9 protein-coding genes are annotated in these 15,976 nt (G+C 70.7%); 7 read left to right on the top strand and 2 right to left on the bottom strand.

Features of this window, described 5'->3' with window-relative positions; translation table 11 throughout:
• The first annotated feature begins 296 nt into the window (after positions 1-296).
• From JT723_RS17410 to JT723_RS17385, 6 genes are all read left to right on the top strand, one after another.
• Positions 297-1,538: an FUSC family protein gene (locus JT723_RS17410; protein WP_205045558.1), complete on the top strand. Its 1,242-nt coding sequence runs from the start codon at positions 297-299 to the stop codon at positions 1,536-1,538.
• A gap of 270 nt (positions 1,539-1,808) precedes the next feature.
• Positions 1,809-6,089, top strand: coding sequence for a discoidin domain-containing protein (locus tag JT723_RS17405; protein ID WP_205045557.1), 4,281 nt, complete (start codon positions 1,809-1,811; stop codon positions 6,087-6,089).
• Positions 6,090-6,320: 231 nt separating this feature from the next.
• Positions 6,321-7,751: a chitinase gene (locus JT723_RS17400; protein ID WP_205045556.1), complete on the top strand. Its 1,431-nt coding sequence runs from the start codon at positions 6,321-6,323 to the stop codon at positions 7,749-7,751.
• A gap of 170 nt (positions 7,752-7,921) precedes the next feature.
• The gene (locus tag JT723_RS17395; RefSeq protein ID WP_205045555.1) at positions 7,922-8,437 is read left to right on the top strand and encodes a mycothiol transferase; all 516 of its coding nucleotides are present in this window, start codon (positions 7,922-7,924) and stop codon (positions 8,435-8,437) included.
• A gap of 82 nt (positions 8,438-8,519) precedes the next feature.
• Entirely contained in the window at positions 8,520-10,232 is a 1,713-nt protein-coding gene (locus JT723_RS17390) for an MFS transporter (RefSeq protein ID WP_205045554.1), read from the top strand.
• Between the two features lie 29 nt (positions 10,233-10,261).
• The gene (locus tag JT723_RS17385) at positions 10,262-10,777 is read left to right on the top strand and encodes a MarR family winged helix-turn-helix transcriptional regulator (protein ID WP_205045553.1); all 516 of its coding nucleotides are present in this window, start codon (positions 10,262-10,264) and stop codon (positions 10,775-10,777) included.
• A gap of 4 nt (positions 10,778-10,781) precedes the next feature.
• Here JT723_RS17385 and JT723_RS17380 read toward each other — a convergent pair whose 3' ends face one another.
• Complete coding sequence (locus JT723_RS17380) at positions 10,782-12,290, bottom strand: MFS transporter (protein WP_205045552.1); 1,509 nt, start codon at positions 12,288-12,290, stop codon at positions 10,782-10,784.
• 157 nt (positions 12,291-12,447) lie between these two features.
• Here JT723_RS17380 and pgm point away from each other — a divergent pair, with 157 nt between their 5' ends.
• Positions 12,448-14,088, top strand: a complete 1,641-nt coding sequence (pgm, locus tag JT723_RS17375; protein WP_205045551.1) for a phosphoglucomutase (alpha-D-glucose-1,6-bisphosphate-dependent) — start codon at positions 12,448-12,450, stop codon at positions 14,086-14,088.
• A 52-nt stretch (positions 14,089-14,140) separates the two neighbouring features.
• On the opposite strand, the gene JT723_RS17370 is transcribed toward pgm, so the two are convergent.
• The gene (locus JT723_RS17370) at positions 14,141-15,907 is read right to left on the bottom strand and encodes an ABC transporter ATP-binding protein (protein WP_205045550.1); all 1,767 of its coding nucleotides are present in this window, start codon (positions 15,905-15,907) and stop codon (positions 14,141-14,143) included.
• Positions 15,908-15,976 lie beyond the last annotated feature (69 nt).

Here is a 15,976-nt window from a genome sequence, read left to right as displayed (position 1 = left end):
GAACGAGATTGGTACTGCTGTTTCAGGGCGTTCCGGCATGCCGTCGATCTCCGAACGATCAGTGAACTCCTTGCCCGCAAAGGCGAGTTATGCCGCAATCGGCTGAGTGCAAGATCTTGACGCGCCGTCCGGTGGCGCCGGGCGGCCCGCCGCAGGGCCGCGGACGGCCCTTCACCCCGATGGCTCCGGGGGTGTGAAAGCGCCGTCCCGCGACGTGCCGCACGGCCCTGATCGGCGCTTTCGTGCCTAGGCTGTGCCGGGCAAGCGAGATCGCGCGGAGCGGGAAAGGTCATGGGATGCCCGACGTTCCAGAACCCGTGGTCAAGCTCGTCCGGTGGAGCGCGGAGCCGGTGTCCGCGCAGATCCTGCGGTCCACCGCGGCCTCCGTCATCTCCTATGTCGTGGCCGTGTGGCTGCTGCCCAACCCGGCGCCGCTGACCGCGCCGCTGACCGCCCTGCTGGTGGTCCAGGTGACGCTGTACTCCACCCTCAAGACCGGTATCAACCGGGTCAACGCGGTGGTCGCCGGTGTCCTGATCGCGATCGGCTTCAGCTCGCTGGTCGGGCTGAGCTGGTGGAGCCTGGGCCTGATCATCCTGACCTCGCTGCTGATCGGCCGGTTCGTGCGGGCCGGCGAGTTCGAGATCGAGGTGGCGATCAGCGCGATGCTGGTGCTCGGGGTGACCCGGGTGGCCAACACCGCGTGGGACCGGGTCTTCGAGACGCTCATCGGGGCGGTGGTCGGACTGCTGTTCAACCTGCTCGCGCCACCGGTGTGGGTGCAGCCCGCGGGGGAGTCCATCGAGTCGCTGGCCAACCGGATGGGCGGACTGTTCCGGGACATGGGCGGCGAGGTCGCCGGGCACCTGCCGGTCGCCCGCGCCGCCTCCCGGCTGCACGAGGCGCGCCGGGTCGACCACGACATCGTCGAGGTGGACGCCTCGCTGCGGCAGGCCGAGGACAGCCTGCGGTGGAATCCCCGGGTGCGTGAGGGAGCGCTCTCCCGGATCGTGCTGCGCACCGGCCTCGACACCCTGGAGATCTGTGCGGTGGTGCTCAGGGTGATGTCCCGCACCCTCACCGACCTGGCCAAGCACCGCACCGAGGAGGCGCTCTTCCCCGACGACGTGGCCGACGAGCTGGAGAAGCTGTTCGACCATGTCGCGTATGCGATCGAGAGCTTCGCGGTGCTGATCACCAGTCAGGTCTCGGCCAGTGCGGAGACCGCGGAGGACCGGCTCATCCAGGCGCTCGCCGACAGCGAGCGGAGCCGGGACCAGATCGCCGACCTGCTGCTGCACAACGTGCAGCGGCACCCCCGGCAGTGGCAGCTGCACGGCGCCCTGCTGGCCGAGGTGGACCGGATCCTGGACGAGCTTGCGGTGGAGAAGCGGTCCGAGCGGCTGGTCGAGGAGCTGGACAGGATCGGCAGCGAGCTGGGCGAGCGGCACCCGCGGCTGGCGATGATCAGGCGCCGGCTGAAGGGCAGCGAGGTCTACCGGCGTTCGTCCGCCGCGGTGCGCGAGGCCTTCAAGTAGCCCGCGGGCGGTCCGCCGCCACCCGCCCGGGAGAACGCTCTCCCGCAGCTGTGCGCCAACTTCCCTTCCCCGCACCTGAATCGTTGCTGTCCCAGGCGTAGACGCCGCCGTAGCGCGTCTGTAACACTCTGCCAACACGTGCGCAAATAATGAGCAGAACGACGATGGATCTGCATGGGATGAGCGCAACTTCACATGCTCATCCCGCACGTTTCGGATAGCCCGTCTCGCCCTTCCCCTGATCTTCCCCACACGACACAGAGGGACGTTATGAGAACGAAGCGCTCGATCCCACGGCTGACGGCGGGGGTGGTCGCCACCAGCCTGGTGCTGCTCGGCGGCTCCGCCCTGCCGGCCGTGGCCGCGGGAGTGCCGGACCTTGCCGCGGGCAAGGCCGCCTCGGCCAGCAGCACCAGCGGCGGCAACACCGCAGACCGGCTCAACGACGGCGACCAGAACACCTACTGGCAGAGTGCGGCCGGCGCCCAGCCCCAGTGGGCGCAGGTCAACCTGGGCAGCAGCACCCTGATCGACAAGGTGCAGCTGAAGGTGCCGGCCTCCTGGACCGCGCGCACCGAGACCCTGTCACTGCAGGCCAGCGACGACGGCGCGCTGTTCTCCACGGTGGTCGGCTCGAAGGCGTACACCTTCACACCGGCCAAGGACAACACGGTCACCATCAGCTTCCCCGCCACCAAGGCCCGCTACGTGCGCGCCGACGTGTCGGCGAACTCCGCGGGAACCTCCGCCCAGCTGTCCGAGATGACCGTGCAGGCCGCGGCGGCCTCGACGGACAACCTCGCCGCGGGCAAGCCCACCGCCGAGTCCGGCCACGCCGACGTCTACGGCTCGGGCAACGCCGTCGACGGCAATGCCAACTCCTACTGGGAGAGCACCAACAACGCCTTCCCGCAGTGGCTGCGGGTCGACCTGGGCTCTGCGGTGCCGGTCAACAAGGTGGTGCTCAAGCTGCCGCCCGCCACCGCGTGGGCGACCCGCACCCAGACGCTCGCCGTCCAGGGCAGCACCAACGGCTCGACCTTCAGCGACCTGGTCGCCTCGGCGGGCTACACGTTCAACCCGTCCACCGGCAACACGGTCACCATCACCTTCAACACCGCCACCACCCGCTACGTCCGGCTGAACATCACCGGCAACACGGGCTGGCCGGCCGGCCAGATATCCGAGTTCGAGGTGTACGGCCCGGCCACCGGTGACGTCACCGCCCCCTCGGCGCCTGCCAACCTGGCGTACACCCAGCCCGCCTCGGGCCAGATCAAGCTGACCTGGAGCGCGGCCAGCGACGACACCGGTGTCACCGGCTACGACGTCTACGCCAACGGCCAGCTGCGCACCTCGGTCGCCGGCAACGTGCTGACCTACACCGACAGCCAGCCGGACACCGCGACCGTGTCGTACTACGTACGGGCCAAGGACGCCGCGGGCAACCAGTCGGCGAACAGCAACACCGTGACCCGCACCGGCACATCCGGCGACACCCAGGCGCCCACCGCGCCTGCCAACCTCGCCTACACCCAGCCCGCCTCCGGCCAGATCCGGCTGACCTGGAGCGCGGCCAGCGACAACACCGCCGTCACCGGCTACGAGGTCTTCGCCAACGGCAGCAAGATCGCCACCACCGGCGGCAGCACGCTGACCTACACCGACAGCCAGCCGGACACCGCCACCGTCGCCTACTTCGTGCGGGCGATCGACGCGGCGGGCAACGAGTCGGGCAACAGCAACACGGTGACCCGCAACGGCACCACCCCGCCCACCGGCGGCACCAACCAGGCGGTCGGCAAGCCCATCACCGCCTCCTCCACGGTGCAGAACTTCGTCGCCGCGAACGCCAACGACGACGACGTCAACACCTACTGGGAGGGCACCGGCACCAGCTCGCTGACCGTCTCGCTGGGCGCCAACGTCGACACCGGCTCGGTCGTGGTCAAGCTCAACCCCAGCTCCGCGTGGGGCCCGCGCACCCAGACCATCGAGGTCCAGGGCCGCGAGCAGAGCGCGAGCGGCTTCACCCAGCTGGTCGCGCCCAAGAGCTACTCCTTCGACCCGGCCTCGGGCAACACCGTCACCATCCCGGTGACCGCCCGGGTCGCCGACGTCCGGCTGATCTTCAGCAGCAACTCCGGCGCAGGCGGCGGCCAGGCGGCCGAACTGCAGGTCATCGGGGTGCCGGGGCCGAACCCCGACCTCACGGTGACCGGTCTGACCGCCTCGCCCTCGGCTCCGGTGGAGACCGACCCGATCACGCTCAGTGCGACGGTGAAGAACATCGGCACCAACGCCTCGCCGGCCAGCAACGTCAACCTCTACCTGGGCACCGCCAAGGTCGGCACCGCGAGCGTCAGCGCCCTGGCCGCCGGCGCGAGCAGCGTGGTGACGGCGAACATCGGCGCCAAGGACGCGGGCAGTTACCAGCTGACCGCGAAGGTGGACGAGGCGAACACGGTCGTCGAGCAGAACGAGACCAACAACTCCTACACCAACCCCTCGGCCCTGGTGGTCAAGCCGGTCGACACCTCCGACCTGGTCGCCTCCCCGGTGGCCTGGTCGCCGGGCAACCCGTCGGCGGGCAACAACGTCAACTTCTCGGTGGCCATCAAGAACCAGGGCACCGTCGCCGCCGCGTCCGGGTCGCACAACGTCACCCTGACCGTGGCGGACGCCACCACCGGCAGCGTCGTCAAGACGCTCACCGGCTCCTACAGCGGCGCCATCGCGGCCGGGGCGACCACCAGCCCGGTCAGCCTGGGCGCCTGGACCGCGGCCAACGGCAAGTACACCGTCAAGACGGTCATCGCCGCCGACGCCAACGAGCTGGCCATCAAGCAGGCCAACAACACCAGCACCCAGTCGCTGTTCGTCGGCCGCGGCGCGAACATGCCGTACGACACCTACGAGGCCGAGTCCGGTGTGCTGGCCGGCGGCGCCACGGTGCTCGGGCCGAACCGCACCATCGGCGACCCGGCAGGTGAGGCCTCGGGCCGCAAGGCGGTGCACCTGGCCGCCAACGGAGCCTCGGTCGAGTTCACCACCCTGAACAGCACCAACACCCTGGTGACCCGCTTCAACATCCCGGACGGCACCGACTCGACGACCCTTGACATCTACGTCGACGGCACCTTCCTCAAGACGATCAGCCTCACCTCGAAGTACGAGTGGCTGTACGGCGACGAGGCCAGCCCCGGCAACTCGCCCGGCGCCGGCGCCCCGCGGCACATCTACGACGAGGCCAACGTGCTGCTCGGGACCACCGTCCCGGCCGGCCACAAGATCCGGCTGCAGAAGGACGCGGCCAACTCGGCGGCCTACTACAACATCGACTCGGTCGACCTGGAGCAGGCCACCGCGATCGCCAACCCGGACCCGTCCAAGTACGTCGTGCCGGCCGGCTTCACGCAGCAGGACGTGCAGAACGCGCTGGACACCGCACGGCAGGACACCAGCAAGCTCGGCGTCTACCTGCCCGCGGGCGACTACCAGACCTCCAGCAAGTTCAACGTCTACGGCCGCGCCATCAACGTGCTCGGCGCCGGTCCCTGGTTCACCCGCTTCTACACCCCGACCGGGCAGGAGAACACCGACGCCGGCTTCCTGGCCTCCGCCAGCGGCACGAAGTTCAGCGGCTTCGGGATCTTCGGCAACTACACCAGCCGGATCGACGGCCCCGGCAAGCCCTGGGACCTGACCGGCGTGTCCAACATGACCATCGACAACGTGTGGATCGAGCACACCATCGTCGGTGTCTGGGGCACCAACGTCGACAACTCGACCATCACCAACCTGCGCATCCGCGACACCTTCGCCGACGGTGTGAACCTGACCAACGGCAGCAGCGGCAACACGGTCAGCAACATCGAGGCCAGGTCCACCGGTGACGACAGCTTCGCGCTCTTCCCGGCGATCGACCACACCAACGAGCAGGAGACCGGCAACACCTTCCAGAACCTGACGGTGAGGAACGTCTGGCGTGCGGCGGGCCTCGCGGTCTACGGCGGCGGCGGCAACACCTTCAGCAACCTCTACATCGCCGACAGCCTGACCTACCCGGGCATCACCATCGGGTCGCTGCAGTTCGGCGGCATCCCGGCGCTCGGCTTCGAGTCCTCGCCGCAGACCACCTTCTCCAACATCTCGCTGGCCAGGGACGGCGGTCACTTCTGGGGACAGCAGGCCTTCCCGGCGCTGTGGATCTACTCGGCGGAGTTCAAGCTGCAGGGGCTGCGGATCAACGACGTCGACATCACCGACCCGACGTACTCGGGCGTGATGTTCCAGACCAAGTGGAACGGCAGCACCTCGCTGAACCCGATCGCCGACACGGTCTTCACCGACCTGTCGGTGACCGGCGCCCACAAGAGCGGTGACGCCTTCGACGCCAAGTCGGGCTTCGGACTGTGGGCCAACCCGCAGCCCGAGTCGGGACAGGGCCCGGCGGTCGGCTCCGTGACGATCAACGGGCTGCACGAGAGTGACAACGCGGTGGACATCCAGAACAGCACCTCCACCTTCACCATCAACGTCACCAACTAGGGCCGCAGGCCAGAGGCAGTGCCCGCGTTCGAAACCTGAACGCGGGCACTGCCCGCTCACCGTGACGGACCGTGAGGTCCGAAAATTTGTCTTCAGCTGATGAACGTGGGGGCTTGACGGGGCATTGGTCTAGTCCTACGGTCACCGATGCGTCGATATTCAGGTCGGCGTCCACCGTTCATTCACGTGAATGACGGACCGGTCTGTCCGCTACCGGAAGGCCTTCCCCCCATGCAAAGACCGCGCATCGAGCTGAAGAGGCTCGGCGCCCTCACCGCAGTCCCCGCACTGGCCGCCGGACTGCTGCTGGCGGCCGGCGCCCCCGCGCACGCCGCCGCCAACCCGGGACCCGGCTTCCCCGCGCAGTACGCGGCCCCCTACGCCGAGGTGTGGAACTCGCCCGCGGCGATGACCAACGCCAAGAACGCCACGGGCCTGAAGTACTTCACCCTCGCCTTCGTCATCGACGGGGGCGGCTGCAACGCCACCTTCAACGGCGACACCTCGATCACCGACGCGACCTGGACCTCGGCCATCAACAGCCTGCGGGCCGGCGGCGGCGACGTCATCGCGTCCTTCGGCGGCGCCTCGGGCACCGAGGAGGCGCTCGCCTGTACGTCGGTCTCCACGCTGGAGACGCAGTACCGGCGGGTGATCGACGGGCTCAACCTGACCCGGGTCGACTTCGACATCGAGGGCAGCGCGCTCAACAACACCGCGGCCAACGACCGCCGCAACGCCGCCCTGGCCGACCTCCAGCAGAGCTACGCGGCCCAGGGCAAGCGGCTGGACGTGCAGTACACCCTCCCGGTCAGCCCCAGCGGCCTGGAGTCCAACTCCATCAGCCTGCTGAACAACGCAAAGAGCCACAACCTGAACGTCAACCTCGTCAACATCATGACGATGGACTACGGCTCGGCCATGGACATGGGCAACGCCGCCATCAGCGCCGCCCAGGGCCTGCACAGCCAGCTCGGCCAGATCTGGACCGGCAAGTCCTCCGCCCAGCTGTGGGCGATGGAGGGCAACACCCCGATGATCGGGGTCAACGACACCCAGAGCGAGGTCTTCTCCACCTCCGACGCCCAGGACGTGGAGAACTTCGCCAAGGCCAACGGCATCCAGGAGCTGGCCTTCTGGTCCCTGGGCCGCGACAAGGCGTGCTCGAGCAACGGCCAGCTGTCGGACTCCTGCAGCGGCACCTCGCAGTCCGCCTGGCAGTTCTCCGGCATCTTCAACTCCGTCACCGGCGGCTCCACCACCCCGCCGCCGGCCGGCGGCAGCGGGCCGATCACCTCCGGATACGCCGGCAAGTGCGTCGACGTCGCCGGGGCCAACAGCGCCAACGGCACGGCGGTGCAGCTCTACGACTGCAACGGCACCAGCGCGCAGAACTGGACGGTCGGCTCCGGCGGCACCCTGCAGGCCCTCGGCAAGTGCATGGACGTCACCGCGGCCGGCACCGCCAACGGCACCCAGGTGCAGCTCTACGACTGCAACGGCACCGGCTCCCAGGTGTGGCAGCAGTCCGGCAAGACGCTGGTCAACCCGCAGTCCGGCAAGTGCCTGGACGCGACAGGCCCCAGCTCGGCCAACGGCACCCGGCTGCAGATCTGGACCTGCGCCGGCGGCACCAACCAGCAGTGGACGCTGCCGTCCTGACGGCACGGCAGCAGCAGGACGCCCGGCGCCGGGCGGGTCGGCGGACCCGCCCGGCGCCGCGGTATATCCGCACCCCGGCGGCGGTCATCGGCGAAGATCGGATCATCAGGCCGCCCGCTGGTGCTCCGCGCCCCGCGGGCGGCACCGCCCCGCCTGCCGCGAGGAGCCCCATGAACACCGCAGAACTGCTGGAGGACGGCTACGGCCGGATCAAGGAGGCCGTCCACGGCGCCGTCGCCGGTCTGACGCCCGCCGAGCTGGCCCACCGCATCGACCCGGCGGCGAACTCCGTCGGCTGGCTGGTCTGGCACCTCACCCGGGTCCAGGACGACCATGTCGCCGACGTCGCGGGCCGCCCGCAGACCTGGACGCAGGACGGCTGGCAGGAGCGCTTCGGCCTGCCGCTGGACCCCGCCGACATCGGCTACGGCCACACCCCCGACCAGGTCGCCGAGCTGTCCGCGGCCTCCGCGGACCTGCTCACCGGCTACTACGACGCGGTCCACGAGCAGACCCTGTCCTTCGTGCGCGGCCTGGGCGACGCGGACCTGGACGAGATCGTGGACCGCCGCTGGGACCCGCCGGTGACGCTGGGCGTGCGGCTGCTGAGCGTCGTCAACGACGACCTCCAGCACGCCGGGCAGGCCGCGCTGCTGCGCGGGCACCTGCTGCGCCGCCGCGGGTGACCGGGGGCCGCGGACACCGTCCGATGCTAGGATTACTTAACCTAAGTTAAGTAACTGATCCGGGCGGGGTGTGAACGGCCTGATGGCGACGGAAGACGCGACCAAGCGAATACAGCGGCGGCCACCGCGTATCGCAGCCGACCATCCGCACTACAAGTGGGTGGCGCTGTCCAACACCACCCTCGGCATGCTCATCGCCACGATCAACTCCTCGATCGTGCTGATCTCGCTGCCCGCGATCTTCAACGGCATCAGGCTGGACCCGCTCCAGCCCGGCAACGTCAGCTACCTGCTGTGGATGCTGATGGGCTACATGCTGGTCACCGCGGTCCTGGTGGTCACCCTCGGCCGGCTCGGGGACATCCTGGGCCGGGTCAAGATCTACAACGCCGGCTTCCTGATCTTCACCGTCACCTCGGTGATCCTGTCCGTCGACCCGCTGCACGGCGGCGGGGGAGCGCTGTGGCTGATCGGCTGGCGGGTCGCACAGGCCGTCGGCGGGTCGATGCTGATGGCCAACTCGGCGGCGATCATCACCGACGCCTTCCCGGCCCGCCAGCGCGGCATGGCCCTCGGCGTCAACATGGTCGCCGGCATCGCCGGCTCCTTCATCGGCCTGGTGCTCGGCGGCCTGCTCGCCGAGTGGAACTGGCGCTCCATCTTCTGGGTGAACGTGCCGATCGGCCTGGTCGGCACCGTGTGGGCCTACCGCTCGCTGCACGAGACCGGCATCCGCCGCCCCGCCAAGATGGACTGGTGGGGCAACATCACCTTCGCGGTCGGCCTGACCGCGCTGCTGGCCGGCATCACCTACGGCATCCAGCCCTACGGCGGCCACACCATGGGCTGGACCAACCCGTGGGTGCTCGCCGGCCTGCTCGGCGGCGTCGCGATGCTGGTCGCCTTCTGCCTGGTCGAGAACAAGGTCGCGGAGCCGATGTTCCCGCTCAGGCTCTTCCGCAACGCCGCCTTCGCCGGCGGCAACGCGGCCACACTGCTCGGCTCCATCGCCCGCGGCGGCCTGCAGTTCATGCTCATCATCTGGCTGCAGGGCATCTGGCTGCCGCTGCACGGCTACAACTACGCCGACACCCCGCTGTGGGCCGGCATCTACCTGCTGCCGCTGACCGTCGGCTTCCTGGCCGCGGGACCCGTCGCGGGCGCCCTGTCCGACCGCTACGGCGCCCGGCTCTTCGCCGCTTCCGGCTTCGTGGTGATGGCCGGGTCCTTCGCCGGGCTGCTGCTGATCCCCACCGACTTCAGCTACTGGGTCTTCGCGCTGGTGGTCTTCCTCAACGGCCTCGGCGGCGGGCTCTTCGCCGCGCCCAACACCTCGATCATCATGGCCAGCGTGCCCGCCGAGTCCCGCGGCGCCGCCTCCGGCATGCGCGCCACCTTCCAGAACGCGGGCATGGTGCTGTCCATCGGCGTCTTCTTCTCGCTGATGGTCGCGGGTCTCGCCCGCTCGCTGCCGCACACCCTCAGCTCCGGCCTGACGGCCCAGGGCGTGCCCGCATCCAACGCCCACGAGGTGGCGAACCTGCCCCCGGTCGGCACCCTCTTCGCCGCCTTCCTCGGCTACAACCCGATCCAGCAGCTGCTCGGCCCCGACCTGCTCGGCAAGCTGCCCGCGGCCAATGCGCACACCCTGACCGGCCGGGAGTTCTTCCCGCACCTGATCTCGGGACCCTTCCACGACGGCCTGGTCGTGGTGTTCGCACTGGCGATCGTGATGTCCTTGGTCGCAGCAGGCGCGTCGCTGGTCCGCAGCCGCCGCACCGGCACGGACAGCTGACCACGGCACACCCAGGAGGCGCCCCCGCCATGACCGACACCGACGGACGCGGGGCGCCCTCCGCCGCCGCCTCGGCCGCCGTGCCCCGGCTCCGGCTGGTCATCGCCCGGCTCTACCGGCAGCTCGCCCAGGCCTCGGGCGACGACCTCAACCTCACCTACGCGCAGCTGTCCGCACTGGCCAGGACACAGGAGCACGGCCCGCTGCGGATCGGCGAACTGGCCGCCCACGAGCAGGTCGCGGCGCCCTCGCTGACCCGTACGGTGGCGCCGCTGGCCGCCGCGGGACTGGTCAGCAAGGAGCCCGACCCCTCCGACCGGCGCTCCTGGCTGGTCACCATCACCCCCGAGGGCGCCGAGCTGCTCGGCCGTATCCGCCGCGAGCGCTCCGAGCTGCTGGCCCGCCGTATCGGCAGGCTCGACCCCGGCCAGGTCGACACGCTGCTCGCGGCGCTGCCCGTGCTGGAGCAGCTGCTGACCGAACCAGAACCAGAACCCGAATCCGAGCCGGACCCCCGGCCGCAGGCGCCGGGGGAGGGGGCCTGAGCCGTCAGCGCCGGGTCGCGCCACCGGTGCCGGGCTCCAGCGGCGGCGCGGAGAAGCCACAGTTCGCCCGGCACTCCGGCTGGACCGCAGGACCCTCGCCCTCCTCGGCCAGCGCGCCCGACGGCACCAGCGCCAGCGCCAGCAGCGCCGCCACCACGCACAGCCCCGCGCAGATCAGCATCGAGGAGCCGAAGGCCGCGTCCACCTTGTGCGGCGAGCGGTAGGCCTGGTCGGACAGCCCGACCAGCAGCGGCAGCGCGGCCACGATCAGCAGCTGCGCCACCCGGGCCGCCGCGTTGTTGACCCCACTGGCGATGCCTGCGTGGTCCACGTCCACCGACGCCAGCACCGTCGCCGTCAGCGGCGCCACGAACAGGCTCATGCCGAGTCCCTGCACCACCACGGCGGGCAGCACGTCCAGCCAGTACGACGACGAGTCAGGGCCGAGCCGTATCAGCAGCAGCAGGCCCGCCGCGGTCACCAGCGGCCCCACCGTCAGCGGCAGCCGCGGCCCGATCCGCTGGGCCATCGCCCCGGCCGGCGCCGACAGCAGCAGCATCAGCACCGTCACCGGCAGCGTCGCCAGGCCCGCCCGCAGCGCGCTGTAGCCGGCGGCGATCTGCAGCTGCACCGGCAGGACGAAGAACACCCCGCCGATCGCCCCGTACAGACACAGCGTCACCACGTTCATCGAGGTGAAAAGGCGCGAGGAGAACACCGAGAGCGGCAGCATCGGGTGCTCGCGGGTGCGCTCGGTCTGCACGAAGGCCGCCCCGCAGGCCACACCGGCCGCCGCGGGCAGCACCACCGACGTCCACGACGGGTGCCCGGACGCGGCGATCAGCGCGTAGGTGATGCCGGCCAGGCACAGCGCGGCCAGCGCGGCGCCCCGCACGTCGAAACTGCCCGACGCCGTACGGTCCCGGCTCTCCGGCACATGGCGCACGGCGATCGCCACCACCACGGCCGCGATCGGCAGGTTGACCAGGAAGATCCAGCGCCAGCCAGGGCCGTCCACCAGATAGCCGCCCAGGAAGGGGCCGACCGCCCCGGCCACCCCGCCGAGCCCCGACCAGGCGCCGACCGCCTTGGCCCGGTCCTCGGGGCGGAAGGACGACTGCACCAGGGCCAGCGAACCCGGTGTCAGCAGTGCACCGCCCACGCCCTGCAGCGCCCGCGCGGCGATCAGCACCCCGCTGCCCGGCGCGGCCCCGCACGCGGCCGAGGCCAGCGCGAACCACACCACGCCGACCACGAACACCTTGCGGCGCCCGTAGCGGTCGCCGAGCCCGCCGCCCAGCAGGATCAGGCCCGCCAGCGTCAGCAGATAGCCGTTCACCGTCCACTGGAGGTCGGCAAGTGTGGCGCCCAGGTCCTCGCCGATCCGCGGTAGTGCGATGTTCACGATGGTGCCGTCCAGCAGCGCCATCCCGGACCCCAGCACCGAACAGGCCAGGACCCAGCGGCCGGTTGCGGACGCCAGGGGGACACCGGCGGCGGGCTCGGAAGGCATAGCCGCACTCTATGGTGTCCGGCCCCGCGGCCGGGGGTAGGCCAATGCGCGCGGGAGCGTCGTGGCTCGCGCGAGCGGTGCGGTGCCGCACCGCGGGGACGGCAGGCACGACAATGGACCTGGCAGGACGAGGCAAGCCGCAGCGAAGGAGACGAGGATGCCGCACCAGCGTGCCGGGACACCGGCCCGGCCGGAGGACCTGGTCGACGTACCCCGCCTGATCACCGCCTACTACGCGCTGCACCCGGACCCGGCGGACCCGGGCCAGCAGGTGGCCTTCGGGACGTCGGGCCACCGCGGCTCGTCCCTCGACACGGCCTTCAACGAGGACCACATCGCCGCCACCAGCCAGGCGATCTGCGACTACCGCACCGCGCAGGGCACCACAGGCCCGCTCTTCCTCGGCGCCGACACCCACGCGCTGTCGGAACCGGCCCGGGTCACCGCCCTGGAGGTCTTCGCCGCCAACGGCGTCACGGTGCTGCTCGACGAGAACGACGGCTGGACCCCGACCCCGGCGGTCTCGCACGCCATCCTGACCTTCAACAACGGCCGCACCGGCAACCTGGCGGACGGCGTCGTCGTCACCCCGTCGCACAACCCGCCCGCCGACGGCGGCTTCAAGTACAACCCGCCCACCGGCGGCCCCGCAGGCTCCGACGCCACCGGCTGGATCCAGGACCGGGCCAACCGGCTGATCGCCGACGGCCTCAAGGGCGTCCACCGGATCGGCTACACGCGGGCACTGGCCGCGCCCACCACCTCCCGCTACGACTTCCTCGGCCGCTACGTGGACGACCTGCCCGCCGTGCTCGACCTGGTGGCGGTGCGCAGGGCCGGTGTGACGATCGGCGCGGACCCGCTCGGCGGCGCCTCCGTCGAGTACTGGGGCCGGATCGCCGAATGGCACGGCCTGGACCTGACGGTGGTCAACCCGCAGGCCGACCCGACCTGGCGTTTCATGACGCTGGACTGGGACGGCAAGATCCGGATGGACTGCTCGTCGCCGTACGCGATGGCCTCGCTGATCGCCCGCAAGGACGACTACGCCATCGCCACCGGCAACGACGCCGACGCCGACCGGCACGGCATCGTCACCCCGGACGGCGGGCTGATGAACCCCAACCACTATCTGGCGGTCGCGATCGGCTACCTGTCGGCGCACCGCGAGCAGTGGCGGCCGGAGTTGGCCATCGGCAAGACGCTGGTGTCGTCCTCGATGATCGACAAGGTCGTCGCGGACCTCGGCCGGCCGCTCACCGAAGTGCCCGTCGGCTTCAAGTGGTTCGTCGACGGGCTGCGCGGCGGCACCCTGGCCTTCGGCGGCGAGGAGTCGGCCGGTGCGTCCTTCCTGCGCCGCGACGGCAGCGCCTGGACCACCGACAAGGACGGCATCCTGCTGGCGCTGCTGGGCGCCGAGATCACCGCGGTCACCGGCCGCACACCCTCCGAGCACTACAAGGACCTGACCGAGCGCTTCGGCTCGCCGGCCTACGCCCGGATCGACGCCCCCGCCGACCGCCGGCAGAAGGCCGTACTGGCCAAGCTGTCGGCCGGTCAGGTCCCGGCCAAGGAGCTGGCGGGCGAGCCGGTCACCGCCGTCCTCACCGAGGCGCCCGGCAACGGGGCCGCGCTCGGCGGCATCAAGGTGTGCACCGACAACGCCTGGTTCGCCGCCCGCCCGTCGGGCACCGAGGACGTCTACAAGATCTACGCCGAGTCCTTCCTCGGCGCCGACCACCTCGCCGAGGTGCAGCAGGAGGCGCAGGCCATCGTCGGCGCGGCCCTCGCGGACTGACCGCTGCCGCCCGGGCTGTTCCGGGGTCCCGCGCGGGACCCCGGAACCGCGCTCAGGCCAGCTGGGCGGCCTGCAGACCGGCGTAGGCGCCGCCGCTGCGCAGCAGCTCCGCGTGCGAGCCGACCTCCGCGATCCGCCCCTCGTCCAGCACCACGATCCGGTCGGCGTTCTTGATGGTGGACAGCCGGTGCGCCACCACGAAGACCGTACGGCCGCGCACCAGCCGGGTCAGCGCCTGCTGCACCAGCGCCTCCGAGCGCGAGTCGAGCGCCGAGGTGGCCTCGTCCAGGACCAGCACCCGCGGATCGCGGATCAGCGCGCGGGCGATGGCCAGCCGCTGCTTCTGACCGCCCGACAGCCGGGCGCCGCGCTCACCGACGACGGTGTCGAGGCCGTGCGGCAGCCGGTCGATGAACTCCAGCGCGTTGGCGTCCCGCAGCGCGGCCCGCACCCGCTCCTCCGGCACCTCGTCCATGCCGTAGGTGACGTTCTCGCGGATGCTGCCCTCGAAGAGGATCGACTCCTGCGGCACCACGGAGAGCCAGCTGCGGTAGTCGCGCAGGTCCAGGGTCTCCATGTCGGCTCCGTCCAGCAGGATGCTGCCCCGGGTCGGCCGCAGGAAGCCGATCACCAGGTTCAGCACCGTGGACTTGCCCGCCCCCGAGCCGCCGACCAGCGCGATCGTCTCGCCGGGCCGCACATCGAGGTCGAAGCCGGTGACCGAGGGCCGGTCGGCCTCGGGGTAGGTGTGGCCGACACCGCGGAACTCGAACCGCCCCACCACCGCGGTGACCGGCGCCTTGCCGTCGTTCTGCTCCAGGTCGGGCGCCTGCAGCACCTCGCCGATCGAGCGGACCGACTCCAGGCCCTTGCCGATCTGCGGGGTCAGCGTCAGCAGCGTGGTCACGGAGGCGGTGAGGCTGGAGAAGTACGCGCTGAGCATCACCACGGTGCCCGGCGTCACGCTCAGCCAGCCGTAGTACGCCACCAGCGCCGAGCCCGCCAGGCACGCCACGCCGATCGCGTTGAGCAGGATCCAGGCCAGCGAGCCGAACCAGCCGTTGAGCCGGTCCAGCCGCAGGCCCGCGTGCAGCACCTCGCCGAGCGTGCGGTCCACCCGGGTCAGTGCGGTGTTCTCCAGGCCGTGCGCCCGGGTGATGGGAATCAGCGCGGTCATCTCGTTGACCCGCGACGACAGTTGCTCGACCTGCTGGCGGAAGGACTCGTTGCGGTCCCGCAGCCGGCGCCGCAGCTTGACCACCAGCACGGCGGAGGCGGGCACCACGACCAGGTAGACGGGCAGGAAGGCCGGTGCCCTGAGCCCGATCACGACCAGGCCGCCGGTCAGCGTCGCCGTCGCGGCAAGGCCGTTGTCCGCGGTCTGCTGCGCCGCGGTCTCGATCGCCTCGACATCCCTGATCACCTTCGCCTGCAGCACACCGGCGCTGACCCGGGAGTGGTAGCCGATCGACAGCTGCTGCATCCGGTGGCACAGCGCGGTCCGCAGCCGGGTACCTGTGCGGCGGATGGAGCCCTGCATGCAGCGCACGTACGTCAGGTGCAGCGGCAGGTTGAGCACCAGGATCACCAGCAGGACCGCCGAGTTCCACCACAGCACGGATATCGGCCGGTGCTGGACGACGACGTCCACGACGTTGGCGGTGATCAGCGGCAGCAGCCACACCGGGGTGTGCTTGCCGAAGAAGGCGGCGACGGCCAGGGCGACCCTTCGCCGGTCGGGGTGGAAGAGGTAGAGGAGGGTTCGTACGGGGTGCTCGCCACGGTAGCGGTGGCTGAGCGTGCCTTGCGGCAACGCCATTGCAGGCTCCTCGAATCACGTCTTCGCGGTGATGCGGTTCAGGGCACGCCTACCGGCACCTCGGCGTCG

Origin of the sequence: Actinacidiphila bryophytorum, from assembly GCF_016916835.1 — a bacterium.
GTDB classification, from domain to species: Bacteria; Actinomycetota; Actinomycetes; order Streptomycetales; family Streptomycetaceae; genus Actinacidiphila; species Actinacidiphila bryophytorum.
The sequence above is the reverse complement of the archived record's forward strand: the minus strand, read 5'-3'. Positions and strand labels throughout refer to the sequence as shown.